General features: G+C 63.4%; 33 protein-coding genes. 3 read left to right on the top strand and 30 right to left on the bottom strand.

The genetic code is table 11. The features are described 5' to 3' along the window. The first annotated feature begins 93 nt into the window (after positions 1–93). Positions 94–612 carry a SixA phosphatase family protein gene (locus ACK41U_RS14765; protein ID WP_409681614.1) on the top strand — a complete coding sequence of 173 codons (519 nt, stop codon included), beginning with the start codon at positions 94–96 and terminating at the stop codon, positions 610–612. A 97-nt stretch (positions 613–709) separates the two neighbouring features. Here ACK41U_RS14765 and ACK41U_RS14760 read toward each other — a convergent pair whose 3' ends face one another. From ACK41U_RS14760 to ACK41U_RS14710, 11 genes are all read right to left on the bottom strand, one after another. Continuing rightward, entirely contained in the window at positions 710–1,498 is a 789-nt protein-coding gene (locus ACK41U_RS14760; protein ID WP_409681612.1) for an amino acid ABC transporter ATP-binding protein, read from the bottom strand. 12 nt (positions 1,499–1,510) lie between these two features. Further along, the gene (locus ACK41U_RS14755) at positions 1,511–2,965 is read right to left on the bottom strand and encodes an amino acid ABC transporter permease (RefSeq protein ID WP_409681610.1); all 1,455 of its coding nucleotides are present in this window, start codon (positions 2,963–2,965) and stop codon (positions 1,511–1,513) included. Between the two features lies 1 nt (position 2,966). Beyond that, on the bottom strand, positions 2,967–4,223 hold the full coding sequence (locus ACK41U_RS14750; protein WP_409681608.1) for an amino acid ABC transporter permease: 1,257 nt from the start codon (positions 4,221–4,223) through the stop codon (positions 2,967–2,969). A gap of 129 nt (positions 4,224–4,352) precedes the next feature. Then, a complete protein-coding gene (locus tag ACK41U_RS14745; protein ID WP_409681606.1) occupies positions 4,353–5,378 on the bottom strand; it encodes an amino acid ABC transporter substrate-binding protein in 1,026 nt (341 codons plus the stop codon). A gap of 168 nt (positions 5,379–5,546) precedes the next feature. Next, positions 5,547–6,260: an ATP12 family chaperone protein gene (locus tag ACK41U_RS14740; protein WP_409681604.1), complete on the bottom strand. Its 714-nt coding sequence runs from the start codon at positions 6,258–6,260 to the stop codon at positions 5,547–5,549. After that, positions 6,257–6,913 (bottom strand): HAD-IA family hydrolase, encoded by a 657-nt coding sequence (locus ACK41U_RS14735; RefSeq protein ID WP_409681603.1) that lies wholly within the window; start codon positions 6,911–6,913, stop codon positions 6,257–6,259. The genes ACK41U_RS14740 and ACK41U_RS14735 overlap by 4 nt, the downstream gene beginning before the upstream one ends. Beyond that, positions 6,910–7,959, bottom strand: coding sequence for an RluA family pseudouridine synthase (locus tag ACK41U_RS14730; protein ID WP_409681601.1), 1,050 nt, complete (start codon positions 7,957–7,959; stop codon positions 6,910–6,912). The genes ACK41U_RS14735 and ACK41U_RS14730 overlap by 4 nt, the downstream gene beginning before the upstream one ends. Beyond that, positions 7,956–8,330 (bottom strand): fluoride efflux transporter FluC, encoded by a 375-nt coding sequence (locus ACK41U_RS14725; RefSeq protein ID WP_409681600.1) that lies wholly within the window; start codon positions 8,328–8,330, stop codon positions 7,956–7,958. Before ACK41U_RS14725 ends, ACK41U_RS14730 begins: the two co-directional genes overlap by 4 nt. 31 nt (positions 8,331–8,361) lie before the next feature. Beyond that, positions 8,362–9,678: a replication-associated recombination protein A gene (locus ACK41U_RS14720; protein ID WP_409681598.1), complete on the bottom strand. Its 1,317-nt coding sequence runs from the start codon at positions 9,676–9,678 to the stop codon at positions 8,362–8,364. Between the two features lie 57 nt (positions 9,679–9,735). Further along, positions 9,736–10,326, bottom strand: coding sequence for an acyl-homoserine-lactone synthase (locus ACK41U_RS14715; protein ID WP_409681596.1), 591 nt, complete (start codon positions 10,324–10,326; stop codon positions 9,736–9,738). A gap of 65 nt (positions 10,327–10,391) precedes the next feature. Then, positions 10,392–11,003 (bottom strand): autoinducer binding domain-containing protein, encoded by a 612-nt coding sequence (locus ACK41U_RS14710; protein WP_409681594.1) that lies wholly within the window; start codon positions 11,001–11,003, stop codon positions 10,392–10,394. Between the two features lie 108 nt (positions 11,004–11,111). Here ACK41U_RS14710 and ACK41U_RS14705 point away from each other — a divergent pair, with 108 nt between their 5' ends. Next, positions 11,112–11,288, top strand: coding sequence for a hypothetical protein (locus ACK41U_RS14705; protein ID WP_409681592.1), 177 nt, complete (start codon positions 11,112–11,114; stop codon positions 11,286–11,288). Between the two features lie 46 nt (positions 11,289–11,334). Here ACK41U_RS14705 and rplQ read toward each other — a convergent pair whose 3' ends face one another. The 7 genes from rplQ to rplO form a co-directional block, all read right to left on the bottom strand. Beyond that, on the bottom strand, positions 11,335–11,757 hold the full coding sequence (gene rplQ, locus ACK41U_RS14700; protein ID WP_409681591.1) for a 50S ribosomal protein L17: 423 nt from the start codon (positions 11,755–11,757) through the stop codon (positions 11,335–11,337). Between the two features lie 108 nt (positions 11,758–11,865). Further along, positions 11,866–12,882: a DNA-directed RNA polymerase subunit alpha gene (locus tag ACK41U_RS14695; RefSeq protein WP_409681589.1), complete on the bottom strand. Its 1,017-nt coding sequence runs from the start codon at positions 12,880–12,882 to the stop codon at positions 11,866–11,868. Between the two features lie 115 nt (positions 12,883–12,997). Further along, positions 12,998–13,387: a 30S ribosomal protein S11 gene (gene rpsK, locus ACK41U_RS14690; RefSeq protein WP_409681587.1), complete on the bottom strand. Its 390-nt coding sequence runs from the start codon at positions 13,385–13,387 to the stop codon at positions 12,998–13,000. Positions 13,388–13,399: 12 nt separating this feature from the next. Continuing rightward, complete coding sequence (gene rpsM, locus ACK41U_RS14685; RefSeq protein WP_409681585.1) at positions 13,400–13,768, bottom strand: 30S ribosomal protein S13; 369 nt, start codon at positions 13,766–13,768, stop codon at positions 13,400–13,402. Between the two features lie 188 nt (positions 13,769–13,956). Continuing rightward, entirely contained in the window at positions 13,957–14,541 is a 585-nt protein-coding gene (locus ACK41U_RS14680; RefSeq protein ID WP_409681583.1) for an adenylate kinase, read from the bottom strand. Positions 14,542–14,591: 50 nt separating this feature from the next. Next, on the bottom strand, positions 14,592–15,962 hold the full coding sequence (secY, locus tag ACK41U_RS14675; RefSeq protein ID WP_409681581.1) for a preprotein translocase subunit SecY: 1,371 nt from the start codon (positions 15,960–15,962) through the stop codon (positions 14,592–14,594). 109 nt (positions 15,963–16,071) lie between these two features. After that, complete coding sequence (rplO, locus tag ACK41U_RS14670) at positions 16,072–16,548, bottom strand: 50S ribosomal protein L15 (RefSeq protein ID WP_409681579.1); 477 nt, start codon at positions 16,546–16,548, stop codon at positions 16,072–16,074. A gap of 246 nt (positions 16,549–16,794) precedes the next feature. Between rplO and ACK41U_RS14665 the strand changes: the two genes are divergently transcribed. Next, positions 16,795–17,418, top strand: a complete 624-nt coding sequence (locus tag ACK41U_RS14665) for a hypothetical protein (protein WP_409681577.1) — start codon at positions 16,795–16,797, stop codon at positions 17,416–17,418. A 57-nt stretch (positions 17,419–17,475) separates the two neighbouring features. Here ACK41U_RS14665 and rpmD read toward each other — a convergent pair whose 3' ends face one another. From rpmD to rplP, 12 genes are all read right to left on the bottom strand, one after another. After that, the gene (gene rpmD, locus ACK41U_RS14660; RefSeq protein ID WP_409681575.1) at positions 17,476–17,661 is read right to left on the bottom strand and encodes a 50S ribosomal protein L30; all 186 of its coding nucleotides are present in this window, start codon (positions 17,659–17,661) and stop codon (positions 17,476–17,478) included. A 12-nt stretch (positions 17,662–17,673) separates the two neighbouring features. After that, the gene (rpsE, locus tag ACK41U_RS14655; protein WP_409681573.1) at positions 17,674–18,252 is read right to left on the bottom strand and encodes a 30S ribosomal protein S5; all 579 of its coding nucleotides are present in this window, start codon (positions 18,250–18,252) and stop codon (positions 17,674–17,676) included. Positions 18,253–18,368: 116 nt separating this feature from the next. Then, positions 18,369–18,728 carry a 50S ribosomal protein L18 gene (gene rplR / locus ACK41U_RS14650; protein ID WP_045982153.1) on the bottom strand — a complete coding sequence of 120 codons (360 nt, stop codon included), beginning with the start codon at positions 18,726–18,728 and terminating at the stop codon, positions 18,369–18,371. Positions 18,729–18,740: 12 nt separating this feature from the next. Continuing rightward, positions 18,741–19,274: a 50S ribosomal protein L6 gene (gene rplF / locus ACK41U_RS14645; protein WP_409681570.1), complete on the bottom strand. Its 534-nt coding sequence runs from the start codon at positions 19,272–19,274 to the stop codon at positions 18,741–18,743. Positions 19,275–19,284: 10 nt separating this feature from the next. Beyond that, positions 19,285–19,677, bottom strand: coding sequence for a 30S ribosomal protein S8 (gene rpsH, locus ACK41U_RS14640; RefSeq protein ID WP_409681568.1), 393 nt, complete (start codon positions 19,675–19,677; stop codon positions 19,285–19,287). Positions 19,678–19,693: 16 nt separating this feature from the next. Beyond that, positions 19,694–19,999: a 30S ribosomal protein S14 gene (rpsN, locus tag ACK41U_RS14635; RefSeq protein WP_409681566.1), complete on the bottom strand. Its 306-nt coding sequence runs from the start codon at positions 19,997–19,999 to the stop codon at positions 19,694–19,696. Positions 20,000–20,017: 18 nt separating this feature from the next. Next, the gene (gene rplE / locus ACK41U_RS14630; protein ID WP_409681564.1) at positions 20,018–20,578 is read right to left on the bottom strand and encodes a 50S ribosomal protein L5; all 561 of its coding nucleotides are present in this window, start codon (positions 20,576–20,578) and stop codon (positions 20,018–20,020) included. Further along, positions 20,578–20,883: a 50S ribosomal protein L24 gene (gene rplX / locus ACK41U_RS14625; protein ID WP_409681562.1), complete on the bottom strand. Its 306-nt coding sequence runs from the start codon at positions 20,881–20,883 to the stop codon at positions 20,578–20,580. Before rplX ends, rplE begins: the two co-directional genes overlap by 1 nt. After that, positions 20,883–21,251: a 50S ribosomal protein L14 gene (gene rplN / locus ACK41U_RS14620; RefSeq protein WP_090746457.1), complete on the bottom strand. Its 369-nt coding sequence runs from the start codon at positions 21,249–21,251 to the stop codon at positions 20,883–20,885. Before rplN ends, rplX begins: the two co-directional genes overlap by 1 nt. Positions 21,252–21,319: 68 nt before the next feature. Beyond that, positions 21,320–21,565, bottom strand: coding sequence for a 30S ribosomal protein S17 (gene rpsQ / locus ACK41U_RS14615; protein ID WP_409681560.1), 246 nt, complete (start codon positions 21,563–21,565; stop codon positions 21,320–21,322). Between the two features lie 12 nt (positions 21,566–21,577). Next, positions 21,578–21,784, bottom strand: coding sequence for a 50S ribosomal protein L29 (gene rpmC, locus ACK41U_RS14610; RefSeq protein WP_409681558.1), 207 nt, complete (start codon positions 21,782–21,784; stop codon positions 21,578–21,580). Positions 21,785–21,985: 201 nt separating this feature from the next. Further along, positions 21,986–22,399: a 50S ribosomal protein L16 gene (gene rplP, locus ACK41U_RS14605; RefSeq protein WP_409681556.1), complete on the bottom strand. Its 414-nt coding sequence runs from the start codon at positions 22,397–22,399 to the stop codon at positions 21,986–21,988. Between the last annotated feature and the right edge of the window lie 48 nt (positions 22,400–22,447).

Below are 22,447 nucleotides of genomic sequence, written 5' to 3'. Positions count from 1 at the left end.
TATTGTAACAGACCGCGATCACCACGCTTGCAGCCGTGCCAAAGCCTGTGGCACGCTGCCCCGTGACAGGCATGGGAACAAGGCAGATTATTGATGACTCCGCTCGGATACCGCAGACTGATCCTGACCCGTCATGCCAAATCGGCCTGGGACGACCCGACGCTTGACGACCACGACCGCCCCCTGAACGACCGGGGCCGCCGGTCGGCGCGCGCTCTGGGCGACTGGATGGCAAGCCGTGGCTACGAGCCCGAAGAGGTGCTGTGCTCCACATCCCAACGCACGCGCGAAACCTGGGATGTCGTTGCCGCCACCCCGCTCGAAGTGCGCCCGCTGTGGCGGGCCGAGCCTTCGCTCTATCATGCCGGACCGGACCGGATGCTTGCCGTGCTGAAAACGGCCACCCATCCCACGGTGATGATGCTGGGGCACAATCCCGGCATCTCGGCCTTTGCAGCAATGCTGCCGTCGCGTCCGCCGATGGACCCGGACTTCCGCCGCTACCCGACGGCTGCGACGCTGGTGGTGGATTTCCAGATCGAAAGCTGGGCAGAGCTGCAGCCGGGCTTTGGCAGCGTCATGGACTTCGTCCGCTTCGACGGGCGCAGCTGAAACCGCTCCGCGCCCCCCTCCCTGCAGCGGTCCACAAATATCCCGGGGGGAGGGCCCGAAGGGACCGGGGGGCAGCGCCCCCCTGCCCCGCTCCGGCTCAGTGCCCCAGGATCTGGCTCAGGAACAGCTTGGTCCGCTCGGATTTGGGGTTGTTGAAGAAATCGGTCGGGTTGTTCTGCTCGACGATCTGCCCCTGATCCATAAAGATCACCCGGTTCGCCACCGCCTGCGCAAAGCCCATCTCATGGGTCACGCAGATCATCGTCATGCCCTCTTCGGCCAGCTCGATCATCGTGTCCAGAACCTCCTTGATCATCTCGGGGTCCAGCGCGCTGGTCGGCTCGTCGAACAGCATGATCCGCGGCTGCATGCACAGTGATCGCGCGATGGCCACACGCTGCTGCTGGCCCCCTGACAGCTGGCCGGGATATTTGCTCGCCTGTTCAGGGATCTTGACCTTTTCCAGAAACCGCATCGCCGTCGCTTCGGCCTGCTTGCGGGGGACCTTGCGCACCCAGATCGGCGCCAGCGTGCAGTTCTCAAGCACCGTCAGATGCGGGAACAGGTTGAAATGCTGAAACACCATTCCGACCTCGGACCGCACCTTGTCGATATTCTTGATGTCGCTGGTCAGCGCCACACCATCGACGACGATGTCGCCCTTCTGATGCTCTTCCAGACGGTTGATGCAGCGGATCAGCGTCGACTTGCCCGAACCTGACGGCCCGGCGATCACGATCCGCTCGCCGCGGTTGACGGTCAGGTTGATGTCGCGCAGCACGTGAAAGCTGCCAAACCACTTGTTCATTCCGGTGATGTCGATGGCGACCTCGTCGCTGACATGCATCTGGCTGCGGTCGATCTGGCGGGTGATGGGTTCGTTCATGGCAGGGGGTCCTTACCTGTGGTCGCGTTGCAGCCGGCGTTCCAGATACATCGAGTATCGCGACATGCCGAAACAGATGAGAAAGAAGATGGCGCCGACAAAGATGTACGGCTCCCAATAGATGCCCTTCCAGTCGGTGCTGGCGCGCACGGCGTCCGACATCGACTTGAGCGGATCATAGAGGCCCACAAAGGTCACCAGCGTCGTGTCCTTGAACATCCCGATAAAGGTCGAGACGATCCCCGGAATGCTGATTTTCAGCGCCTGCGGCAGCACGATCAGCCGCTGCGCCCTCCAGTAGTCCAGCCCCAGCGCATCGGCGGCCTCGTATTGCCCGCGCGGCAGCGCGGCAAGACCGCCCCGGATCACCTCGGCCATATAGGCGGCGGCAAACAGCGTCACCATGATGATGACCCGCAGGATGATGTCAAAGGTGGTGCCCGGCGGCAGGAAATAGTTCAGCAGCAGCGAGGCCACGAACAGCAGCGTGATCAGCGGCACACCCCGGATGAACTCGATGAAGATGACCGACAGGGACTTGATGAGGAACATGTCCGACTGCCGGGCCAGCGCCAGCACGATGCCCAGAGGCAGCGACAGGGCGATCCCCGCGACGCCGATGGTGATCGACAGCAGGAAGCCGCCGAACCGGTCCGAACGCACCGACTGGATCGACAGCGACACAAGGTTCTCGGCATCGCGCGCCGCGTCACCCGCCAGCATCAGCCAGAAGAACAGCGTGACCAGCACGCCCACCAGAACCGCCAGCATCGGTGCGAACCGGTCGGTGATGCGCCATGCGGCCCAGCCCAGCAGCGGCCCCACCAGCACGAAGACCGGCCCCCAGAGGCTGCCGCCCCAAAGCAGCCACACCCCCAGCAGCGGAAAGATCAACGAGAAGGGCAACAGCCACAGGACATTGCGCTCTGAGATCAGCAGACCACCGATCAGGACCACGGCTGCAAAGATCAGCCAACCCATCGGGGCATTCAGGGCAATCATCGCCGCCAGCGTCGCCACGGCGGTGATGAGCAGCAGAATGCGGCGGATCTTCAGCGCGGGCGCAAACAGCACCGGCGCCAGCGCGACCATCAGCAGACCGAAGGTCATCGTCGGCCGCCAATAGAGGCTTTGGGGGTAGAAGCCGAAAACATACTGGTTCCACCGCTCGCGGATGACGGCCCAGCAGGCGCCACGGGCATCCGGCCCCCATGTGGCCGAGATGATCTCGCGGCATTCCGACAGGTTGTTTGCGGTCCAGACGGAATGCGCGAACCAGTCCCAGAAGGTCGCCACGAGGAACCAGACAATCGCCAGCCCCAGCAGCGTCAGGATCGTATTCACGGGGCCTGAAAACAGGTTCTCGCGCAGCCATTTGATCGCGCCCGATTCGGCCTGCGGGGCGGGCGCGGCGGGCAGCATGCTGTCGCGGACGAAGGCTGCGGTCTGTGTGCCGGTTTCGCTCATCTCAACGCTCCTTCAGTTTGACGCTGGCGTTGAAGACATTCATCCCCGCCGAGATGATCAGACTGAGCACCAGATAGACCAGCATCATCAGAACGATGGCCTCCAGCTCGCGTCCGGTCTGGTTCAGCGTCGTGCCGCCAAGCGTGCCGCGCAGATCCATGTAGCCCACCGCGATCGCCAGCGAGCTGTTCTTGGTCAGGTTCAGATATTGCGAGATCAGCGGCGGCACGATGACCCGCAGCGCCTGCGGCAGGATCACCAGATTCATGGTGCGCTTGGGGCGCAGGCCCAGGGCAAAGGCCGCCTCGGTCTGGCCCTTGCTGACCGCCAGAATGCCCGCGCGCACGATCTCTGCGATAAAGGCTGCGGTATACAGCGTCAGGGCCAGCCACAGCGCGACCAGCGCGTTCGACACATTCAGCCCGCCGGTAAAGTTGAATCCGGTCAGTTCAGGTGCCACCAGACGCAGGCCAAAATACCAGATCAGCAGCAGCGACGGCACCGTCATCACCGCAAGGTTGATCCACCAGGTGGTCGGCCGCAATCCGGTGCGGTCCTGCACCGACTGCGCCCAGCCCCGGATCGCGCGGCGCACCAGCCAGCCGGTGATCAGCACGGTGACAAAGGCAATGGTCGCCCAGTTGAAGGTGATGCGCGCACCCAGATCCAGACTGCCCGGATCATTGGTCATCGCCATGGTCGGCAGCGCGGTATAGCGGTTGGTCAGCGCGACGTGATCGAAGAGGATCATCGACCAGGCCGCGTCCTCGCCACGATAGGCAGCAGGGGGCGGCAGGATCTCGGTAAAGATCGCATAGATGATGAGAATCCACAGCAGCAGGGGCATGTTGCGGAAGATCTCGACAAAGACGGTCATCAGGCGGGCAAACAGCCAGCTTTTCGACAGCCGCGACACGCCGACAATGATGCCAAGGATCGTGGCCGCAATGCAGCCCAGAACCGAGACGATCAGCGTGTTCAGCAGGCCCACCGTGGCCGCGCGAAAATGCGTGTCGTTCGAGGTATAGGGAATCGGCGTCTGCGCGATGTCATAGCCCGCGCGCTGGAACAGAAAGCCGAAGCTCAGGTTCTTGCCCATCAGGGACAGGTTCTGCAGCACGTTCATCGTCAGCTGCCACAGACCCAGCATCACCAGGATGAAAACGATCACCTGAAAGGTCAGCGAGCGGTAGCGCCGATCATAGATCAGCATGCTCAGCCGGAACGGCGGGTTGCCCGGCGCCGAGACATCCGTCATCTGGATATACCCCTGTTGTCCCGCAACTCGGCTTTTCGCCGTATATGTTGAGCGGGCGCGTTCTTGTTACATGCCCCCGAAAGGGGCGGGCCGGGACCATTGCGGCCCCGGCCCCTTGTCAGGCTGCGATCAGCGGAACGGCGGTGCGTAGAGCAGGCCGCCCTGCGTCCACTGTGCGTTCAGGCCACGGGCCAGACCGATCGGGGTCTGCTCACCGATATTGGCGGCAAAGATCTCGCCATAGTTGCCACCGGCAAGGATCGCGCGGCGTGCCCATTCGGCATCAAGCCCGATCATGGCGCCCAGATCGTCCGAGGTGCCCAGAAGGCGCTGCACTTCCGGGTTGGTCGAGGACCGCACCAGCTCTTCGATATTGCGCGAGGTGACGCCGTATTCCTCGGCGGCGATCAGCGCGTTCAGCGTCCAGCGGACGATGTCGCCCCAGTTGTTGTCGCCATGGCGCACGGCCGGCCCCAGCGGCTCTTTCGAGACGATCTCGGGCAGGATCACATGGTTTTCCGGGTCGGCAAAGGCCGCGCGGGTGGCCGCCAGACCCGACACGTCGGTCGTGTAGGCGTCACAGGCACCGGCCATGTACTGCTGCTCGCCCTCGGCATTGCTGTCGATGTTGACGGGCGTGTAGTTCAGGTTATTGGCGCGGAAATAGTCGGCCAGGTTCAGCTCGGTCGTGGTGCCGGTCTGGATGCAGATGGTCGCACCGTCCAGTTCCTTGGCCGAGGTGACGCCCAGATCGCGGCGCACCATGAAGCCCTGACCATCGTAATAGTTGACGCCGATGAAATCCAACGCGAGGTCGGTATCGCGCGAGAAGGTCCAGGTCGAGTTGCGTGCCAGCACGTCAACCTCGCCCGAGCTGAGCGCGGTAAAGCGGGTCTGGCCGGTGGTCGGCACAAAGCGCACCTTGTTCGCATCGCCCAGAACGGCAGCGGCAACGGCGCGGCACACCGCAATGTCGAACCCGGTCCAGTTGCCGTTCGCATCCGGTGCAGCAAATCCGACAAGCCCGGTATTGACGCCACAGTTCAGCTCATCCCGATCCTTGACCTGCGCCAGGGTCGAGCCTTCTTGCGCCATGCCCATACCGGCAAACAGCGTCGCAGCGGCTACCGTCCCCAGGAAAACCGTTTTTGTCATATCTACCTCTGTGTTGGAGCGTCCGTTAACGCAAAGCGCAGCCGACAGACGCGGAACAGGCCGTTGCCGACCCTTATTGCAGAACCGCCGCAAGGAAGGTCCCGATAAGCGACATTGTGCCGATACAAACCGACCCGTCAAGAACCTGCATCACATCGCCAAGCGCTTTCAACCGGCCCGCGACAGGGTCCACAGCCGTTCTGCTGAAATCATAGCCACGCGGCGGGCCTCGGAGGCAGCCTGTGCCTCATCATCCTGACCCCATCTTTCGGCCTGAAATTCCTCATCCAGACGCGACAGGGCAAAGGCGTCGGTCGCAGTCAGGCGCCCGCGCAGCACCGCCAGCCCCAGCACCAGAGAGCCGGGCAGCGTCACCAGATCATAGGCCGCCGTCAGCCCATACAGGTCCAGCGCGGCCAGTGCCGCGCGCATCCGGGCCAGCGCATCCGGGCTCTGGTCGATGGGAATCACCCCTTGCGTCACCCGCAGCGGGGCACCCAGATCGGCCTGCGCCCAGTGCAGCAGATCGTCCCAGTGCCGGGCCTGCGCCTCGGCCAGCGAGGCCGGGTCCGTTGCCCGATAACACAGCAGATCGGTGCCGCCATATTCGGCAAGCATGTCCACAACGCCTTCGAATTGCGGCGCCACCCGCTCGACGGCCGAGTTCGCGGCGCGGGTCAGCGGCATGGTCAGCGGCTGGATCAGATCGCCCTGCGCGCGCCACTCATCGGCGATGGCATGGGCCAGCGGCGCGGTCGGCAGGATCAGCGGCAGCTTGCCCGGTGTGCGCAGCGAACGGTCGTCCAGCATCACCTCGTGGCCGCTGTCCACCTGCCGGATTGTAACGTCGGTCCAGAACCGCCGCGCCTTCCATTCGCTCATGCCGCCCAGTCCTCGATTGCCTGCGTGAGATGCGTGAAGTCCTGCGCGATCAGGGTCGCGCCCGCCGCCGTCAGGGATTCGGGCGGGTGATAACCCCAGGTGACGCCAAAGCCGGGCATCCCGGCCGCGCGCGCCATGTCGATGTCGAAGCTGGTGTCGCCGACCATCACCGCCGCCCCGGCATCAGCGCCCGCATCCGCCAGCGCCTGCCACAGCATCGAGGGATGCGGCTTGGACGGATGCCCGTCCGCCGTCTGCAGGCTGATGAACCGCCCCTCCAGCCCATGCGCGGCGAGCACCGCATCCAGCCCCCGCCGCGACTTGCCGGTGGCCACCGCCAGCAGCAGATCGTCGCGCGCGGCCAGCCGGTCAAGGCAGTCGCGCGCGCCGGGATAAAGCGGCGCGGCCTTTTCGGACCGCGCCTGCATATAAGAGGCGCGATAGCCCTCGACGATCTGCGCCTGCGTCGCCAGATCGGCCAAGGGCAGCAGCTGCGCCACCGCAATCGGCAGCGACAGGCCGACGATGCCCAGCACCTCGGCGCGGGGCGGCGCCTCCAGCCCGGCCACAGCAAAGCCGTCGGTCATGGCACGGATGATGTGATGCTGGCTGTCGACCAGCGTTCCATCGACGTCGAAGACGACCAGCCTCATTCGTCCTCCGCAAACGGATCGTCGGGCACGTCGTTCTCATACCAGCCGACGGTTTTCCACGTCCGCTGCATATGTTCGGGCAAGGGCGCGGTCAGGGTGATGCGCTTTTTGGTGATCGGGTGGTCAAAGGACAGGCTGCGCGCATGCAGATGCAGCTTGCGGCTGATCTCTCCGCCCAGCTGCGCGCCCCAGCCATCGCCCAGATTTTCCTGACCCGAGCCGCCATATTTGCCGTCGCCCACGATCGGGTGGCCCAGCTCGGCCATATGGGCGCGCAGCTGATGGGTGCGCCCGGTGATCGGCACCAGCGCGCACCACGAGGCCCGCGACCCAAGCGCGTCCAGCACGGCGTAATCGGTGGTGGCGCGCTTGGCGCCTTCGGTCGCATCAATGTCGCGGGGGTGGATGGCGATCATCTTTTCGCCCTCGCCGCCGCGCCCATGGCCCGGCGCCTTGACCAGACCATAGCGCACCGTGCCCATGCGCGGATGCGGCACGCCCGCGACGGCGGCCCAATAGATCTTGCGGGTGGTGCGGTTGCGGAACGCCTCGGACAGGGCGCGGGCCACGCGGTCGGTGCGCGCCAGCAGCAGCAGACCCGACGTGTCCTTGTCCAGCCGGTGCACCAGCTTGGGCCGGTCCTTGAAGCCGAACAACAGTTCCGAGGTCAGGCCGTCCACATGGCGACTGCCCTGCCCGCTGCCGCCCTGACTGGGCAGGCCCGGCGGCTTGTTCAGCGCGATGATATGCTCGTCCTTCCACAGGACGGCATTCTGGATCATCTGCACATCCGTTTCCGGGATGCGCGCGCCATGGGGCCGGGGCGGCGTGTCGCCGGGATCGGGCAGCGGCGGCACCCGCACCTCTTGCCCCACCTCAAGCCGCGAGGCGGCCTTGACCCGTCCGCCATCGACCCGCAACTGACCCGTCCGGCACAGCTTTTCAACCGCGCCCTGCGACAGATGCGGAAAGCGCCGCTTTAACCAGCGGTCGAGGCGCTGTTCGCCCTCGTCCTCGCCCACGCGGATGGTCTGCACGCCGCTCATGCCCAAAGTCCTCGTCCGATCATCAGCCCCGCCAGAACCGCCGTAATCGACAGTATGACCGAGCCGGAAATATACAACAGCGCCACCATGGCCTGCCCCCGTTCCCACATCGACATCGCGTCGAGCGAGAACGCTGAAAAAGTGGTGAACCCGCCCAGCACGCCGGTCAGCAACAGCGGCGCCCAGGCATTGCCGGTCCGGTGCGCCAGCAGCGACACCAGCAGCCCCATCAGAAAGCTGCCCGCGACGTTCACGAACGCCGTCGCCAGCCCATAGCCCGCCCAGTGCAGAGGCGCTGCACGATAGACGGCAAAGCGGCACGTCGCGCCAATGGCGCCGCCAATGGCAACCTGAAGATAAGGGTTCATCATGGGCCGGGTGTGTGGCGGGCGCCGCGCAAAGTCAACCGCCCCGCTTCAGGCGCTGGCTGACGAACCAGTCCAGCCGCTTTTTCAGCTCTCGTTCAAACCCGCGCTCGACCGGGATATAGAGGACCGGGCGCTTCATGCCGTCGGGGAAATAGTTCTGGCCGCTGAAGGCATCCTCGGCCTCGTGGTCATAGGCATAGCCCGCGCCATAGCCCTGATCCTTCATCAGCTTGGTCGGCGCGTTCAGAATATGGGCGGGCGGCATCTGGCTGCCGCTGCGCCGCGCCTCGGCCCGCGCGCCCTTGTAGGCGGCGTAGCCCGCGTTCGATTTGGGCGCCAGCGCCAGATAGATCACCGCCTGCGCCAGCGCCAACTCGCCCTCGGGGCTGCCAAGCCGCTCATACATGGCCCAGGCATCCAGACAGTGCCGCGACGCGGCCGGGTCGGCCAGCCCGATGTCCTCGATTGCCATCCGGGTGATGCGGCGGGCCAGATAGCGGGGGTCCTCGCCCCCCTCCAGCATCCGCGCAAACCAGTAAAGCGCCGCGTCCGGGTCGCTGCCGCGCACCGATTTGTGCAAAGCCGAGATCAGGTTGTAATGCTCATCGCCCGATTTGTCGTATTTCGCCGCCCGCCGCATCAGGCGCTGCGCCATGGCATCCCGGTCCAGCGGGGCGCTGACCTTCCACGCCGCGACCTGTTCGATCAGGTTCAGGCAGGCGCGGCCATCGCCGTCCGACATCTCGAACAGCGCGTCGCGGGCCTGCGGGGTCAGCGGCAGCTTGCGGCCCAGATCACGCTCGGCCCGCTGCGCCAGCAGTTCCAGATCGGCAAGGCTCAGCCGTTCCAGCACGATCACCTGCGCGCGCGACAGAAGCGCGGCGTTCAGCTCGAATGAGGGGTTTTCGGTCGTGGCGCCGACCAGAAGGATGGTGCCATCCTCCATATGCGGCAGAAACCCGTCCTGCTGCGCCTTGTTGAAGCGGTGGATCTCATCGACGAACAGCAGCGTGCCCTTGCCCTGCCCGCGGCGCAGGCGGGCGGCCTCGAACACTTTGCGCAATTCGGGAACGCCGGTGAAGATGGCGCTGATCTGGACAAAATGCAGATCCGTCTCGGCGGCCAGCAGCCGGGCGATGGTCGTCTTGCCGACCCCCGGCGGGCCCCACAGGATCAGCGACGACAGGCTGCCCGACGCCAGCATGGCGCCAAGCGGCCCCTCGGGGCCCAGAACCCGCGCCTGCCCGATGACCTCGGACAGCCGCGCGGGCCGGATACGGTCGGCCAGCGGCCGCGGGGCGCGGCCGGCTGGCGGGGCGGGGTCGGAAAGCGAGTCGAAAAGATCGGGCATGACGGGACCATCCTAGGCCCGCCCTGCCCCGCCGAACAGCCCTCTCGCACGCGCGGGTCAGTGCATCTTGCCCGTCAGATTGATCGACACGCACTGAAAGTCGCCGTCGTCGATCCGCATGACCCGTCCCAGGGCTTCGGCGCTCAGCCCGCAGCGCCCGTACCAGCGCGGCCAGTTCGAGCCGGTCAGCGCGATCAGCCGCGTCGCCCCCTGTTCGCGTGCCGACGAGGTCATCGCCTCGACCATCTGGAAATGCACCTTGCGCCGGTACATCTGCGGAATCGAGTGGCTGACGAAGACGCGCGAGCATTCCCATGTCTGCGCATCCACCGGCGCCGGGCCATCAAGCAGATCCTGCGGGATCGAACCGCCCAGCAATCCCTGCTGTGCATCGCGGATCATGTAGCTGTAGACCCCGCAGCGTGCCGTCGTCGGCGTCAGCCGGATTCCCGCAAGGACCTCTCCCATATCGTGAATCGCGATCCACCGGCTTTGCGGTGTGTCGTATTGATCAAATTCCATATCGTCGACTTCGGGCAAATCCCAGTTTTTCTGCACGATGAAGCTTTGCTTTCTCGCGCGAAACAGGTTTGCGAATAACTCGCCGTGGTTGTGCAAATTGGCAAAAGAGAGTGTGGTCGTCTGCATTGAAGTTTCTCCTTGGGGGGGTGTGGGCGCCCTACACCGCCTCGCGGAACTGCTGGCGACCTGTGCTACAGCAAGCGGTATTCCTTTGCCCGTTGCAGCGCTTCGGCTGTTGTCCGCGCCTTCAGACGCTCGCGGACAGAGATCAGCCTTGCCTTGAACGCGCTTTCGGTGATGCCAAGTTTGGCGGCCGCTGCTGCATGACGATCGCCCTCCGCGATGCAACGAAGGGCCTCTTTCTGAGCCTTTGTGAGGCTCGCAGGCGGCTCTGTAATATCATGGAGCCGTCTGATCACGGCCTCGATCTCGGCGATCTCGGCGTCGGTAAGCTCGCGGTCATCGCGCGCGAAACTGGCGATGGTGCGAGACGTGATGGGACCATGCGCCACGGTCAGCCCATAGGTCAGCCCATGGCTTGCCGCATCCGCAAGGATGTTGAACGGATCGGGGATCGGCAGCGCCGACCAACGGCACGAGCCGGTCGTGGAAAACCCCCAGGCAATCGTCGGATCGCGAAGCGCATACCCGTGCTGAGAGTAAAAATCAGCCCATTCCTGCGGATAGGTCTGGAACTGCATGAGTGGCGCTGCAAACCGGATATGAAGCCCGACAAAATACCCGGACCGGGAGAGTTTCCCCAGTTTTCGCAACCCTGAATTGATATCTGCTCTGGATGACATGACTTTATAGACAAATTGGAATTGTATCGGTCAATGCACAAACTACCGGTGCCTGAATAATGTTTCCAGCATGTTAATACGTACAGCTTTTTTTGTGAGCAGGTGCAGATGGGCAAAAGATCGAACACCCCTACGGCCCGGCAGCAATTGCAGGCACTTCTGACCGCCGGCAAGCTCAACGAGAGCGAGTATGCGCAGGCGCTTGCCGCGATCGAGGCGCGCGCCGCGGCCACAGACGACGACAATACGCCCCCAGCGGACAAGCAAAAGCCCCGCCATATCTGATGGCGGGGCGGGTGATTCGCAACAGCCGGGCCCTTTCGGGCAGAGCTTATTCGTCGTCGGCTGCCATTTCCGCATCCAGACGGGTGCGGTCAGCCGCGCCTTTTGCGGCGGGGTCGCGGTCGACCAGTTCGATGATCGCCATCGGCGCCATGTCACCATAGCGGAAACCGGCTTTCAGGATGCGGACATAGCCGCCCTGACGGTCCTTGTAACGCTCGCCCAGAACGTCGAACAGCTTGGCGACGTGCATGTCCTGCTTCAGCTGCGAGTTCGCCTGACGGCGCGCATGCAGATCACCGCGCTTGGCCAGCGTGATCAGTTTCTCGACGATCGGACGCAGTTCCTTGGCTTTCGGCAAGGTGGTCTTGATCTGCTCGTGCTCGATGAGCGAGCCCGACATGTTGGCGAACAGCGCCTTGCGGTGTTCGTGAGTGCGGTTGAGGCGGCGATAGCCGCGAGCGTGACGCATGATATTCTCCTACAGCGTGTTTTGCTTTGTCCGGCAGCCCATGCGTGCGGGCCACTCTCCTTGGGGCAGATGCCCGGCAGTCAGCGGGGGTTGCCCCCCGCCGTTTTCTCAGAACTGGTCGTCGAAACGCTTGGCCAGATCCTCAATGTTTTCCGGCGGCCAGTCGACCACGTCCATGCCCAGATGCAGGCCCATGCCCGACAGCACTTCCTTGATCTCGTTCAAGGATTTGCGGCCAAAGTTCGGGGTCCGCAGCATTTCGGCTTCGGTCTTCTGGATCAGATCGCCGATATAGACGATATTGTCGTTCTTGAGGCAGTTGGCCGAACGGACCGACAGCTCCAGCTCGTCCACCTTCTTCAGCAGGCGCGGGTCGAATTCCAGCCCGTCGTCGCTGTCCTGGCGGCTTGCCGATTCCGGCTCGTCGAAGTTCACGAACACCGACAGCTGATCCTGAACGATGCGCGCGGCATAGGCCACGGCGTCCTCGGGGGTCAGCGAGCCGTCGGTTTCGATCTTCATCGTCAGCTTGTCATAGTCCAGAACCTGCCCCTCGCGGGTGGGCTGCACTTCGTAGCTGACGCGCTTGACCGGCGAGAAAATCGCGTCGATCGGGATCAGCCCGATGGGCGCATCCTCGGGACGGTTCTTGTCAGCGGCGACATAGCCCTTGCCCGTCTGCACGGTCAGTTCCATGCTCATCTCGGCGCCGTCATCCAGATGACAGATCACATGCTCACGATTCAGGATCGTGATGCCTGCGGTCTCCTGAATGTCGCCCGCCTTGACCTCGCCCGGACCCTTGGCCGACAGCGTCAGACGCTTGGGGCCTTCGACATCCATCTTGAGCGTGACGCCCTTGAGGTTCAGCACGATGTCGGTCACGTCCTCGCGGACGCCCGGAACGCTGCTGAACTCGTGCAGGACGTTGTCGATCTGCACCGAGGTGATCGCGCCACCTTGCAGCGACGACATCAGCACCCGGCGCAGCGCGTTCCCCAGCGTCAGGCCAAAGCCCCGCTCCAGCGGTTCCGCGATCAGCGTGGCAGTCCGGGTCGCGTCAGCGCCCGGCTTGACAACCAGCTGCGTCGGCTTGATCAGTTCGGCCCAGTTCTTGTGGATCATGGGTGTGCCTCCATACCTGTTCCCGGCCCATGACCGTGGCCGGAAACGCCCGAGGTGAAATGCGAATGCCCGGACCGCGCAGGGACTGCGCGATCCGGCGAAGTATGATCCGGGGTCAGACGCGCCGACGCTTGGGCGGGCGGCAGCCGTTATGGGCGATCGGCGTCACGTCGCGGATGGCGGTGATGTTGAAACCAACAGCAGCCAGCGCGCGCAGAGCCGATTCGCGGCCCGAACCGGGGCCTTGCACTTCCACGTCCAGCGTGCGGACGCCGTGTTCCTGCGCCTTGCGGCCAGCATCTTCGGCAGCCATCTGGGCGGCGTAAGGCGTCGATTTGCGCGACCCCTTGAAGCCCATCGTGCCGGCCGAGGACCAGGCAATCGCATTGCCCTGAACGTCGGAAATCAGGATCTTGGTGTTGTTGAAGCTGGAATTCACATGAGCAACGCCGGTGGCGATGTTCTTGCGTTCCTTGCGCTTCATGCGGGTCTTGTCACGTGCCATGTCGCTTGCCCCTTATTTCTTCTTGCCGGCGATCGGCTTGGCCGGGCCCTTGCGGGTGCGCGCATTGGTGTGCGTGCGCTGGCCACGGACCGGAAGGCCGCGACGGTGACGAAGACCACGATACGAGCCCAGATCCATCATGCGCTTGATGTTCATCTGAACTTCGCGGCGCAGATCGCCCTCGACGGTCAGATTGGCATCAATATATTCGCGGATGGCCAGAACTTCGGCATCCGACAGATCGTTGATGCGGCGCGTCTGGTCGATGCCAGTCGCTTCGCAGATCTGTCCGGCAAACATCGAGCCGATGCCGTGGATATAGGTCAGAGCGATGGGGACACGTTTCCCCGTCGGAATGTTGACGCCAGCAATACGAGCCACGCGTAATCCTTTTCAGTTGCGGTTCCGTAACGCCGGAACCTTTTTTCACAACGCAAGGCCCGAAAGCCATGCCTTCGGGCCAGTCGATGATCCACATGCGCAAAGCATGTGATTCTCTCGCGAGAGTTTGCGGCATACAGCGACGTCAAGGCCGCGTCAAGCATCTGCCCGCGCGGCCTGTCGCGTGCCTATTTGCCGTCCAGCACCGCAGAAATCTGCTGGGCCACCTCGCCCATGTCGGCCATGCCGTCGATGGGATAGAGGTTCTTCTTGGCATAGTAATAGCCGATCAGCGGGGCGGTCTTCTTGTAATATTCCCGCAGCCGGTCGGTAAACACCTCGGGCGTGTCGTCGCGGCGCACGGGCTGACCCGCCGCGCGCGAATCCTCGGCGCGTTTGACGATGCGGCCCACCAGCGCCTCATCATCGACCTGCAGTTCGATGACGGCATCAAGGGTCATGCCCGTCTCGGCCAGCAGCGCACACAGGGCATCGGCCTGCGCCAGCGTGCGCGGAAAGCCGTCAAAGATGAACCCCTTGGCGCCGGTGGCAAGCTGTTCGCGAATCAGGCCGATGACGATCTCGTCGGTGACCAGCTCGCCCCGGTCCATGACCTCGGCCACGCGCTTGCCCATCTCGGTCCCCGAGGACCGGGCCGCGCGCAGCATGTCGCCGGTCGACAGCTGCATCAGCCCCCGCTCTTCGACCAGCCGGCCGGCCTGCGTGCCCTTGCCCGCACCCGGCGGCCCCAGAAGAATGATGTTGATCGTCATGGCTGTCCCCCTCGGCGGCCCTTTTTCGGGCCTGTCTTCAGACGTCTTGCTCAGCGCCGCGAAGGTGTGCGGCGCGGCTTGGGCGTCCCCGGCTTCCGTTTACCACGAAGCTGGGACTTCTCAATCAGACCCTCGTATTGATGGGCCAGAAGATGGCTCTGGACCTGATTGATCGTGTCCATTGTCACCGAAACCACGATCAGAACCGAGGTGCCGCCCAGATAGACCGGGATCGAGAACTGATCGCGCAGCACCTCGGGCAGCAGGCAGACCAGCGCCAGATAGCCCGAACCGATCACAAGAAGGCGGTTCACGACGTAATCCAGATATTCCTGCGTCCGCTTGCCCGGACGGATACCCGGAACGAACCCGCCTTGATTCTTGAGGTTGTCAGCCACGTCATCGGTCTTGAACGACACGTTCTGCGTGTAGAAATAGGTGAAGAAGATGATCATCGCTGCGAAGAACAGCAGATACAGCGGCTGTCCGGGTCCGAAATAGGCCAGCACCAGCGACATGACCGGCCCCGTCTCGTTGCCCGAAAAGGTCGAGATGGTGATCGGCAGCAGCAACAGCGAGCTGGCAAAGATCGCCGGGATGACGCCCGCCGGGTTGACCTTGACCGGCAGGTGGCTGCTTTGCCCGTCATAGACCTTCATGCCGACCTGACGCCGGGGATACTGGATGCGGATCTTTCGCAGCGCCCGCTCCATGAAGACCACGAAGGCGATGATGCCGATCAGACCAAAGATCACGAACAGGATCACCGGGGTCGAGATGACACCCGTGCGGCCCTGCTGGAAGAAGGTCGCCAGCGCGGCCGGGATCTCGGCCAGAATACCCACGAAGATGATCAGCGAGATGCCGTTGCCGACGCCGCGCGCGGTGATCTGCTCGCCCAGCCACATCAGGAACATGGTGCCGCCGACCAGCGTGATGACGACCGATGCCTGAAAGAACAGCCCCGGCTCATGCGCCAGACCGCCCGCCTCAAGGCTGCGCGCCAGACCGTACGCCTGAAACAGCGCCAGCAGGACCGTGCCATAGCGCGTGTACTGGTTGATCTTCTTGCGGCCCTGCTCGCCCTCTTTCTTCAGCTGCTCCAGTGTGGGCACCATCGAGGTCAGAAGCTGGACGATGATCGAGGCCGAGATATAGGGCATGATGCCAAGCGCAAAGACGCCCATCCGGCCAAGCGCGCCGCCGGTGAACATCGACAGCATGCCGCCGATCCCCGAGGATGCCTGATCCATGAAGTTGCGCAGCGCGGCGCCGTCGATGCCCGGAACCGGGATATAGGTGCCGATCCGATACATGATCAGCAGCCCGATCGTGAACCAGATCCGCTGGCGAAGTTCCGTGGCCCGGCCAAGCTGACCCCAGGAGAGGTTCGCGGCCATCTGTTCTGCGGCTGACGCCATGCTGTTCCGTCCCGTGTCATGACAGCGCCGCCGACCCGTTTTCGCGGGGACCGGCGGCGCCTGAAAACCTAGATGCTATCTATGGGGCAGAGGCGCCCCGTTCAACAGCTTATTCGGCTGCCGCAGGTGCCGCGGGCAGCGAGACCTTGCCGCCGGCCTTCTCGACCGCCTCGATGGCGGCTTTCGACGCGCCGGTGACGGCGATGGTCAGACCGGCCTTCAGCTCACCCTTGGCCAGCAGACGGATGCCGTCCAGCTTGCGGCGCACCAGACCCGATGCGACCAGCGCGTCCTCGGTCAGCTCGGCGGTGGCGTCGATCTTGCCCGCGTCGATGAAGACCTGAATCTGGCCCAGGTTCACAACCGCGAAGGATTTCGCGTTCGGCTTGGTAAAGCCGCGCTTGGGCAGGCGGCGATACAGCGGCATCTGGCCGCCTTCGTAACCACCGATGGCCACGCCCGAGCGCGACTTCTGACCCTTGATACCACGGCCGGCGGTTTTACCCTTGCCCGAGCCGGGACCACGCGCGACGCGCTTTTTCGTGCGGTTCGCGCCATCATTGTCGCGGATTTCATGCAGTTTCATATCGCTTCTCCTTTGCCGGACGCGCCCCCGAAGCGAACAGGACGGACACGGCTTTTCTTGCTTGTTGATCATGCGCGCCCGACAGGATCGGGTGGACACCGGGCGCCTATACGCGGAACTCGCCCCGCTTTCAAGACGGGCCTGCAACAGCGCCCCATCTTTGCGCGTCTCACACCGAGTTGTGTCTTGAGCCGCGCGCCCGGCTTGCTAGGCAAAACCCGACCCTTCCGCAAGCAGGTAAGCCCCATGCGCATCCCCATCCTGATCTCTGCCGCTCTGGCGGCCTCTGCCCTGACGATGACGGCGGCGCAGGCCGAACCGACACTGTGCACGGCGCGCATCAATGACCGCGACGTGGTGATGGGCTATGACACCGACGAGCCGCGTCTGGGCGAAACCTGGAGCCGCCGCGAATTGCTGGCAACAAAACTGGGCCGCCACGACTGTCCCAGCTATGTGGTGCTGCGCAGCCTGACCCCCGAGCTGTCCGATGACGAGCGGCGCCCGTTCTGCCTGCGATTCGATGAGGGGACCGAGTCGGTCATGGGCTATGATCTGGGCACGCGCGACAGCTGGGGCCGCTGCCGCCAGCCCTCGGCGTCCCTGTGCGAGCGGGTGAACCAGACCCGGTCGGCGGCAGGTGCGCTGACCTCGGCTGCGGCACGGGGCACGATGGCGGGGCTGCGCGCCCTGCCCGACGGGTCAGGCGCGGTGATCCTCAGCGGGTCAGGGAATGCGGTCTCGGGTGCACTTGGCTCGCTTGGCGGGGCGGCGGCGACGGTGGCCGCATCACCCGCACTGGCGGCAGGGGCCGCGGTCAGCGTCGTAGCGGTCGGCGGGGCGGTCTATGCCTGCCGCGACCGCGACTAGGCCCCACAAACAAAAACGCCCCGCAAAGCGGGGCGTTTCAGCACTGGCCTGAAAGGCTCAGTTCTTTTCTTCGATGATGGTCACAAGATGCGGGATCTTGTTGACCATGCCGCGCACGGCCGGAGTGTCTTCCAGCTCGCGGGTGCGGTTCATCTTGTTCAGGCCCAGACCTTTCAGCGTTGCGCGCTGGATGGCGGGGCGGCGGATCGGGCTGCCGATCTGCTTGACGACGATGGTTGCCATATCTCGGTCTCCTTACGCTTCGACAGCGGCGTCAGCCGGCTTGTCGCTCGAATTCGAGGCCGAAGGCAGGATGTCCGCCACCTTTTTGCCGCGACGTGCTGCGACCGAACGGGGGCTCGATTCTTTCTTCAGACCATCCAGAGTGGCGCGGATCATGTTGTAGGGGTTTTGCGACCCCTGCGACTTGGCCACGACGTCCTGAACGCCCAGCATCTCGAACACGGCGCGCATCGGACCGCCGGCGATGATGCCGGTGCCCGGAACGGCGGTGCGCATGATCACCTTGCCGGCGCCATGACGACCTTCGATGTCATGGTGCAGGGTGCGGCCATCGCGCAGCGGCACGCGAACCATGTTGCGTTTCGCCTGCTCGGTCGCCTTGCGGATCGCCTCGGGGACCTCTTTGGCCTTGCCCTTGCCGAAACCGACGCGGCCGCGCTGATCGCCCACGACGACAAGCGCCGCAAAGCCGAACCGCTTGCCGCCCTTGACGGTCTTCGACACGCGGTTGATCGCGACCAGGCGATCCTGGAATTCCGGGTTCTCGTCGCGGTCGTTGCGACCGCCCCGGCGATTGTCACGTTCTGCCATGAGGCATTCCTTCTTCGCTGGCGCGTGTCCCGCGCCGTCATACTCAATCCAGGTGGGCAGACAGCCCCCGGATCATCGGGATGGCGCGCCCCATGAAGGACGCGCCACCCGCAGGATCAGAACTTCAGACCACCTTCACGGGCGGCGTCGGCCAGAGCCTTGACCTTGCCGTGAAAGATAAAGCCGCCGCGGTCGAACACGACTTCTTCCACGCCAGCGGCTTTCGCACGCTCGGCGATGGTCGAACCGATCTTGGCCGCAGCCTCGACATTGTTCTTGCCGATCAGGCCCAGGTCTTTTTCCAGCGTGCTGGCCGAGGCCAGGGTCACGCCCTTCAGATCGTCGATCACCTGAACAAAGATGTTCTTCGAGGACCGGTGGATCGACATGCGCGGACGTCCATTGGACATCGCACGCAGTTTGTTCCGCACGCGCAGGCGGCGCTTCTGGAACAGCTCTTGCTTTTTCAGTGCCATTTCATGCGCCCCTTACTTCTTCTTGCCTTCCTTGCGGAAGACATACTCGCCCTTGTAGCGGATGCCCTTGCCTTTATACGGCTCGGGCTTGCGCCACTCGCGGATGTTTGCAGCAACCTGACCAACAAGCTGTTGATCCATGCCTTCCACAACGATTTCAGTCTGCTTGGGCGCCGTGATCGTGACGCCTTCCGGCACCGCGAAAATCACGTCATGCGAATAGCCCAGAGCCAATTTCAGGTCTTTGCCCTGCATGGTGGCCCGGTAACCCACACCCTGGATTTCCAGCTCTTTCTTGAACCCGGTGGACACGCCCACCGTCAGGTTCTCGACCATCGAGCGGGTCATCCCCCATTGCTGGCGCGCACGTTTCGAGGTTCCGCGCGGCTTGACCGCAACAAAACCATCTTCCAGCACCAGATCCACATCATCGGTCGCCGTAAAGGTCCGGGCGCCTTTCGGCCCCTTCACTTCGATGGTCTGACCTTTGATCTCGGCCGTCACGCCCTTGGGCAGTTCGACCGGTTTTTTACCAATCCGAGACATTCTGCCCTCCTTAGAATACGGTGCAGAGGACTTCGCCGCCAACATTGGCGTTGCGAGCCGCTGCATCCGACATGACGCCCTTCGGGGTCGAGACGATCGAGACGCCCAGACCTTGACGGACCTGCGGGATTTCCTTCGCGCCGGTGTAAACACGGCGGCCAGGCTTCGAAACACGCGACAGCTCGCGGATAACCGGAGTGCCGTCGTGGTATTTCAGACCGATTTCCAGCTCTTTGTGGCCTTCGGTCGTGGTCACTTCCTCGTAGCCGCGGATGTAACCTTCGGTTTTCAACACGTCCAGGACCCAGGCACGCAGCTTGGAGGCCGGGGTGCGGACGGTGGACTTGCCACGCATCTGCGCGTTGCGGATGCGGGTCAGCATATCGCCGAGCGGATCGTTCATCATGCTCTGTTCCCCCTTACCAGCTGGACTTGACCAGGCCGGGGATCTGACCGTGCGAGCCAAGCTCGCGCAGCATGATCCGCGACAGTTTCAGTTTGCGGTAATACGCATGCGGACGACCGGTAAGCTGGCACCGGTTGTGCAGGCGCGTCGCCGACGAATTGCGCGGCAGTTCGGCCAGCTTCAGCGAAGCCTTGAACCGCTCTTCCATCGGCAGGGACTGATCGTTGATGATCTCTTTCAGCGAAGCGCGCTTGGAGGCGAACTTCTTGACGAGGTGCTCGCGCTTCTTCTCGCGCTCGACCATGGATTTCTTTGCCATATCTCTTTCCCTCCGCGATCAGGCGCTGAACGGCATGTTGAAGTGTTTCAACAGCGCTTTCGCTTCCGCGTCGGTCTTCGCGTTGGTGCAGATGATGATGTCCATCCCCAGAACTTCGTCGACCTTGTCGAAGTTGATTTCCGGGAACACGATGTGTTCTTTCAGGCCCATCGCATAGTTGCCGCGACCGTCGAACGAGGTCGCTTTCACGCCGCGAAAGTCGCGGACGCGGGGCAGTGCGATGTTGATCAGGCGGTCAAGAAACTCGTACATGCGGTCGCCGCGCAGGGTCACCTTGCAGCCAAGCGGCATTTCTTCACGCACACGGAAGCCTGCAATCGACTTTTTCGCGTGGGTGATGACGGCCTTCTGACCCGCGATCAGCGACAGCTCTTCAGCCGCCTGCTTGACCTTTTTGGTGTCCTTGACGGCTTCGCCGACGCCCATGTTCAGGACGATCTTGTCCAGACGCGGGATCTGCATGTCGTTCTTGTAGCCGAACTCTTCTTTCAGAGCGGCCTTGATCGTGTCGCGGAACTGCGTGCGCAGACGCGGCGTGTATTTGGTTGCGTCCAGCATCAGATCACGTCTCCCGTGGTCTTGGCGAAGCGCACTTTCTTGCCGTCTTCCTCGCGGAAGCCGACGCGCGTCGCTTTGCCGTTCTTGTCCAGCAGCGACAGGTTCGACAGGTCGATCGGCATGGCTTTCGGCACACGCCCGCCCTGGCTGTTCTGCGACTGTTTGGTGTGACGGATGGCGACGTTCACGCCTTCCACGATGGCCTTGTTGTCCTTGGGCATGACAGAGGCGATTTCACCCTGCTTGCCCTTGTCCTTGCCGGCCAGAACGACGACGGTGTCGCCTTTTTTCAGCTTGGCAGCCATTACAGCACCTCCGGCGCAAGCGAGATGATCTTCATGAAGTTCTTCGCGCGCAGCTCACGAACGACCGGCCCGAAGATACGGGTGCCGACCGGTTCGCCCTGATTGTTCAGGATGACGGCGGCATTGCGGTCGAAGCGGATCGAGGTGCCGTCTTCACGGGTGACTTCTTTTGCGGTGCGGACGACAACGGCCTTGCGGACATCGCCTTTTTTAACCCGGCCCCGCGGGATGGCTTCCTTCACGGACACGACAATAATGTCGCCCACCGACGCATAGCGACGGTGCGAACCACCCAGAACCTTGATGCACTGAACCCGGCGAGCGCCAGAGTTATCAGCAACATCCAGATTGGTCTGCATCTGGATCATTTGGTTTCTCCCGACCTTTGGGGACTAGGCCCCAGGGTTTCGATCATTTCTGATCTGTGATGATGGACTTATGCCGAAGCAGTTTCGTCCGTCAGGACAGTCCAGCGTTTCGTCTTCGAGATCGGCGCGCATTCGATGATGCGAACGGTGTCACCGATCTTGAACTGGTTATCCGCGTCATGTGCGCGGTATTTCTTCGACGAGCGCACAATCTTGTGCAGCACGGGGTGCTTGAAGCGGCGTTCGACCAGAACGGTGACGGTCTGTTCGTTCTTGTCGCTGGTGACGCGGCCTTGCAGAATGCGTTTGGGCATGGACCGGGCTCCTTAGTTCGAGGCCGCGGCTTCAGCCGCTTTCTGGTTCAGAATCGTTTTCACGCGGGCGACGTCACGACGGACGACACGCATGCGCGCCGTGCTTTCCAGCTGGCCGGTGGCCTGCTGAAAGCGCAGGTTGAACGCTTCTTTTTTCAGCGCAACCAGCTGATCTTTCAGCTGGTCGGGCGTTTTCGACTTCAGTTCTTGGGCGTCCATGACGCTTCTTCCTTTCAACATCACCGGAGAGCCCCTGTTGCACAGGGCCACCCTGATTCCGGTGGAGTTTCGTGATGAAGGCCCGCACATACAGCGCAGAGCCAGCAATGGCAACTCATTTCTGGGTTGCCCGGAAATGCAAGCCCCCGCCGGTTTCCCGGCGGGGGCAAAGCCTGTCAGTGACGCCGTGGCGCGCGGGACTTACCAGTCTTCGCGGGCGACAACGCGGGTCTTGATCGGCAGCTTCATCGCACCAAGGCGCAGGGCCTCACGCGCGATGACATCGTTCACGCCGTCGATCTCGAACATGATCCGGCCGGGATGGACGCGGGCTGCCCAGAAATCGACAGAACCCTTGCCTTTACCCATCCGCACTTCGGTCGGCTTCGACGACACCGGCACATCCGGGAAAATGCGGATCCAGACACGACCCTGACGCTTCATGTGGCGGGTGATCGCGCGGCGGGCCGCTTCGATCTGCCGCGCGGTCACACGCTCGGGCTCGGTGGCTTTCAGGGCGAAGGAGCCAAAGTTCAGGTTGAACCCGCCCTTGGCTTCGCCGTGAATCCGGCCCTTGTGCTGTTTGCGGAACTTCGTCCGTTTCGGTTGCAGCATCTTTTCTACTCCTTACCGGGCGTCGCGGCGCGGGCCACGGGGCGCGGG

The sequence above is a fragment of the Paracoccus sp. (in: a-proteobacteria) genome (genome assembly GCF_046289755.1).
Lineage (GTDB): Bacteria > Pseudomonadota > Alphaproteobacteria > Rhodobacterales > Rhodobacteraceae > Paracoccus.
This window is presented reverse-complemented; position numbering and strand designations above follow the sequence as displayed.

Coding starts and splice junctions, on each gene's coding strand:
- ACK41U_RS14765 (WP_409681614.1), top strand. CDS start 94: ATGACTCCGCTCGGATACCGCAGACTGATCCTGACCCGTCATGCCAAA.
- ACK41U_RS14760 (WP_409681612.1), bottom strand. CDS start 1,498: ATGAACGAACCCATCACCCGCCAGATCGACCGCAGCCAGATGCATGTC.
- ACK41U_RS14755 (WP_409681610.1), bottom strand. CDS start 2,965: ATGAGCGAAACCGGCACACAGACCGCAGCCTTCGTCCGCGACAGCATG.
- ACK41U_RS14750 (WP_409681608.1), bottom strand. CDS start 4,223: ATGACGGATGTCTCGGCGCCGGGCAACCCGCCGTTCCGGCTGAGCATG.
- ACK41U_RS14745 (WP_409681606.1), bottom strand. CDS start 5,378: ATGACAAAAACGGTTTTCCTGGGGACGGTAGCCGCTGCGACGCTGTTT.
- ACK41U_RS14740 (WP_409681604.1), bottom strand. CDS start 6,260: ATGAGCGAATGGAAGGCGCGGCGGTTCTGGACCGACGTTACAATCCGG.
- ACK41U_RS14735 (WP_409681603.1), bottom strand. CDS start 6,913: ATGAGGCTGGTCGTCTTCGACGTCGATGGAACGCTGGTCGACAGCCAG.
- ACK41U_RS14730 (WP_409681601.1), bottom strand. CDS start 7,959: ATGAGCGGCGTGCAGACCATCCGCGTGGGCGAGGACGAGGGCGAACAG.
- ACK41U_RS14725 (WP_409681600.1), bottom strand. CDS start 8,330: ATGATGAACCCTTATCTTCAGGTTGCCATTGGCGGCGCCATTGGCGCG.
- ACK41U_RS14720 (WP_409681598.1), bottom strand. CDS start 9,678: ATGCCCGATCTTTTCGACTCGCTTTCCGACCCCGCCCCGCCAGCCGGC.
- ACK41U_RS14715 (WP_409681596.1), bottom strand. CDS start 10,326: ATGCAGACGACCACACTCTCTTTTGCCAATTTGCACAACCACGGCGAG.
- ACK41U_RS14710 (WP_409681594.1), bottom strand. CDS start 11,003: ATGTCATCCAGAGCAGATATCAATTCAGGGTTGCGAAAACTGGGGAAA.
- ACK41U_RS14705 (WP_409681592.1), top strand. CDS start 11,112: ATGGGCAAAAGATCGAACACCCCTACGGCCCGGCAGCAATTGCAGGCA.
- rplQ (WP_409681591.1), bottom strand. CDS start 11,757: ATGCGTCACGCTCGCGGCTATCGCCGCCTCAACCGCACTCACGAACAC.
- ACK41U_RS14695 (WP_409681589.1), bottom strand. CDS start 12,882: ATGATCCACAAGAACTGGGCCGAACTGATCAAGCCGACGCAGCTGGTT.
- rpsK (WP_409681587.1), bottom strand. CDS start 13,387: ATGGCACGTGACAAGACCCGCATGAAGCGCAAGGAACGCAAGAACATC.
- ACK41U_RS14680 (WP_409681583.1), bottom strand. CDS start 14,541: ATGACGATCAACATCATTCTTCTGGGGCCGCCGGGTGCGGGCAAGGGC.
- secY (WP_409681581.1), bottom strand. CDS start 15,962: ATGGCGTCAGCCGCAGAACAGATGGCCGCGAACCTCTCCTGGGGTCAG.
- rplO (WP_409681579.1), bottom strand. CDS start 16,548: ATGAAACTGCATGAAATCCGCGACAATGATGGCGCGAACCGCACGAAA.
- ACK41U_RS14665 (WP_409681577.1), top strand. CDS start 16,795: ATGCGCATCCCCATCCTGATCTCTGCCGCTCTGGCGGCCTCTGCCCTG.
- rpmD (WP_409681575.1), bottom strand. CDS start 17,661: ATGGCAACCATCGTCGTCAAGCAGATCGGCAGCCCGATCCGCCGCCCC.
- rpsE (WP_409681573.1), bottom strand. CDS start 18,252: ATGGCAGAACGTGACAATCGCCGGGGCGGTCGCAACGACCGCGACGAG.
- rplR (WP_045982153.1), bottom strand. CDS start 18,728: ATGGCACTGAAAAAGCAAGAGCTGTTCCAGAAGCGCCGCCTGCGCGTG.
- rplF (WP_409681570.1), bottom strand. CDS start 19,274: ATGTCTCGGATTGGTAAAAAACCGGTCGAACTGCCCAAGGGCGTGACG.
- rpsH (WP_409681568.1), bottom strand. CDS start 19,677: ATGAACGATCCGCTCGGCGATATGCTGACCCGCATCCGCAACGCGCAG.
- rpsN (WP_409681566.1), bottom strand. CDS start 19,999: ATGGCAAAGAAATCCATGGTCGAGCGCGAGAAGAAGCGCGAGCACCTC.
- rplE (WP_409681564.1), bottom strand. CDS start 20,578: ATGCTGGACGCAACCAAATACACGCCGCGTCTGCGCACGCAGTTCCGC.
- rplX (WP_409681562.1), bottom strand. CDS start 20,883: ATGGCTGCCAAGCTGAAAAAAGGCGACACCGTCGTCGTTCTGGCCGGC.
- rplN (WP_090746457.1), bottom strand. CDS start 21,251: ATGATCCAGATGCAGACCAATCTGGATGTTGCTGATAACTCTGGCGCT.
- rpsQ (WP_409681560.1), bottom strand. CDS start 21,565: ATGCCCAAACGCATTCTGCAAGGCCGCGTCACCAGCGACAAGAACGAA.
- rpmC (WP_409681558.1), bottom strand. CDS start 21,784: ATGGACGCCCAAGAACTGAAGTCGAAAACGCCCGACCAGCTGAAAGAT.
- rplP (WP_409681556.1), bottom strand. CDS start 22,399: ATGCTGCAACCGAAACGGACGAAGTTCCGCAAACAGCACAAGGGCCGG.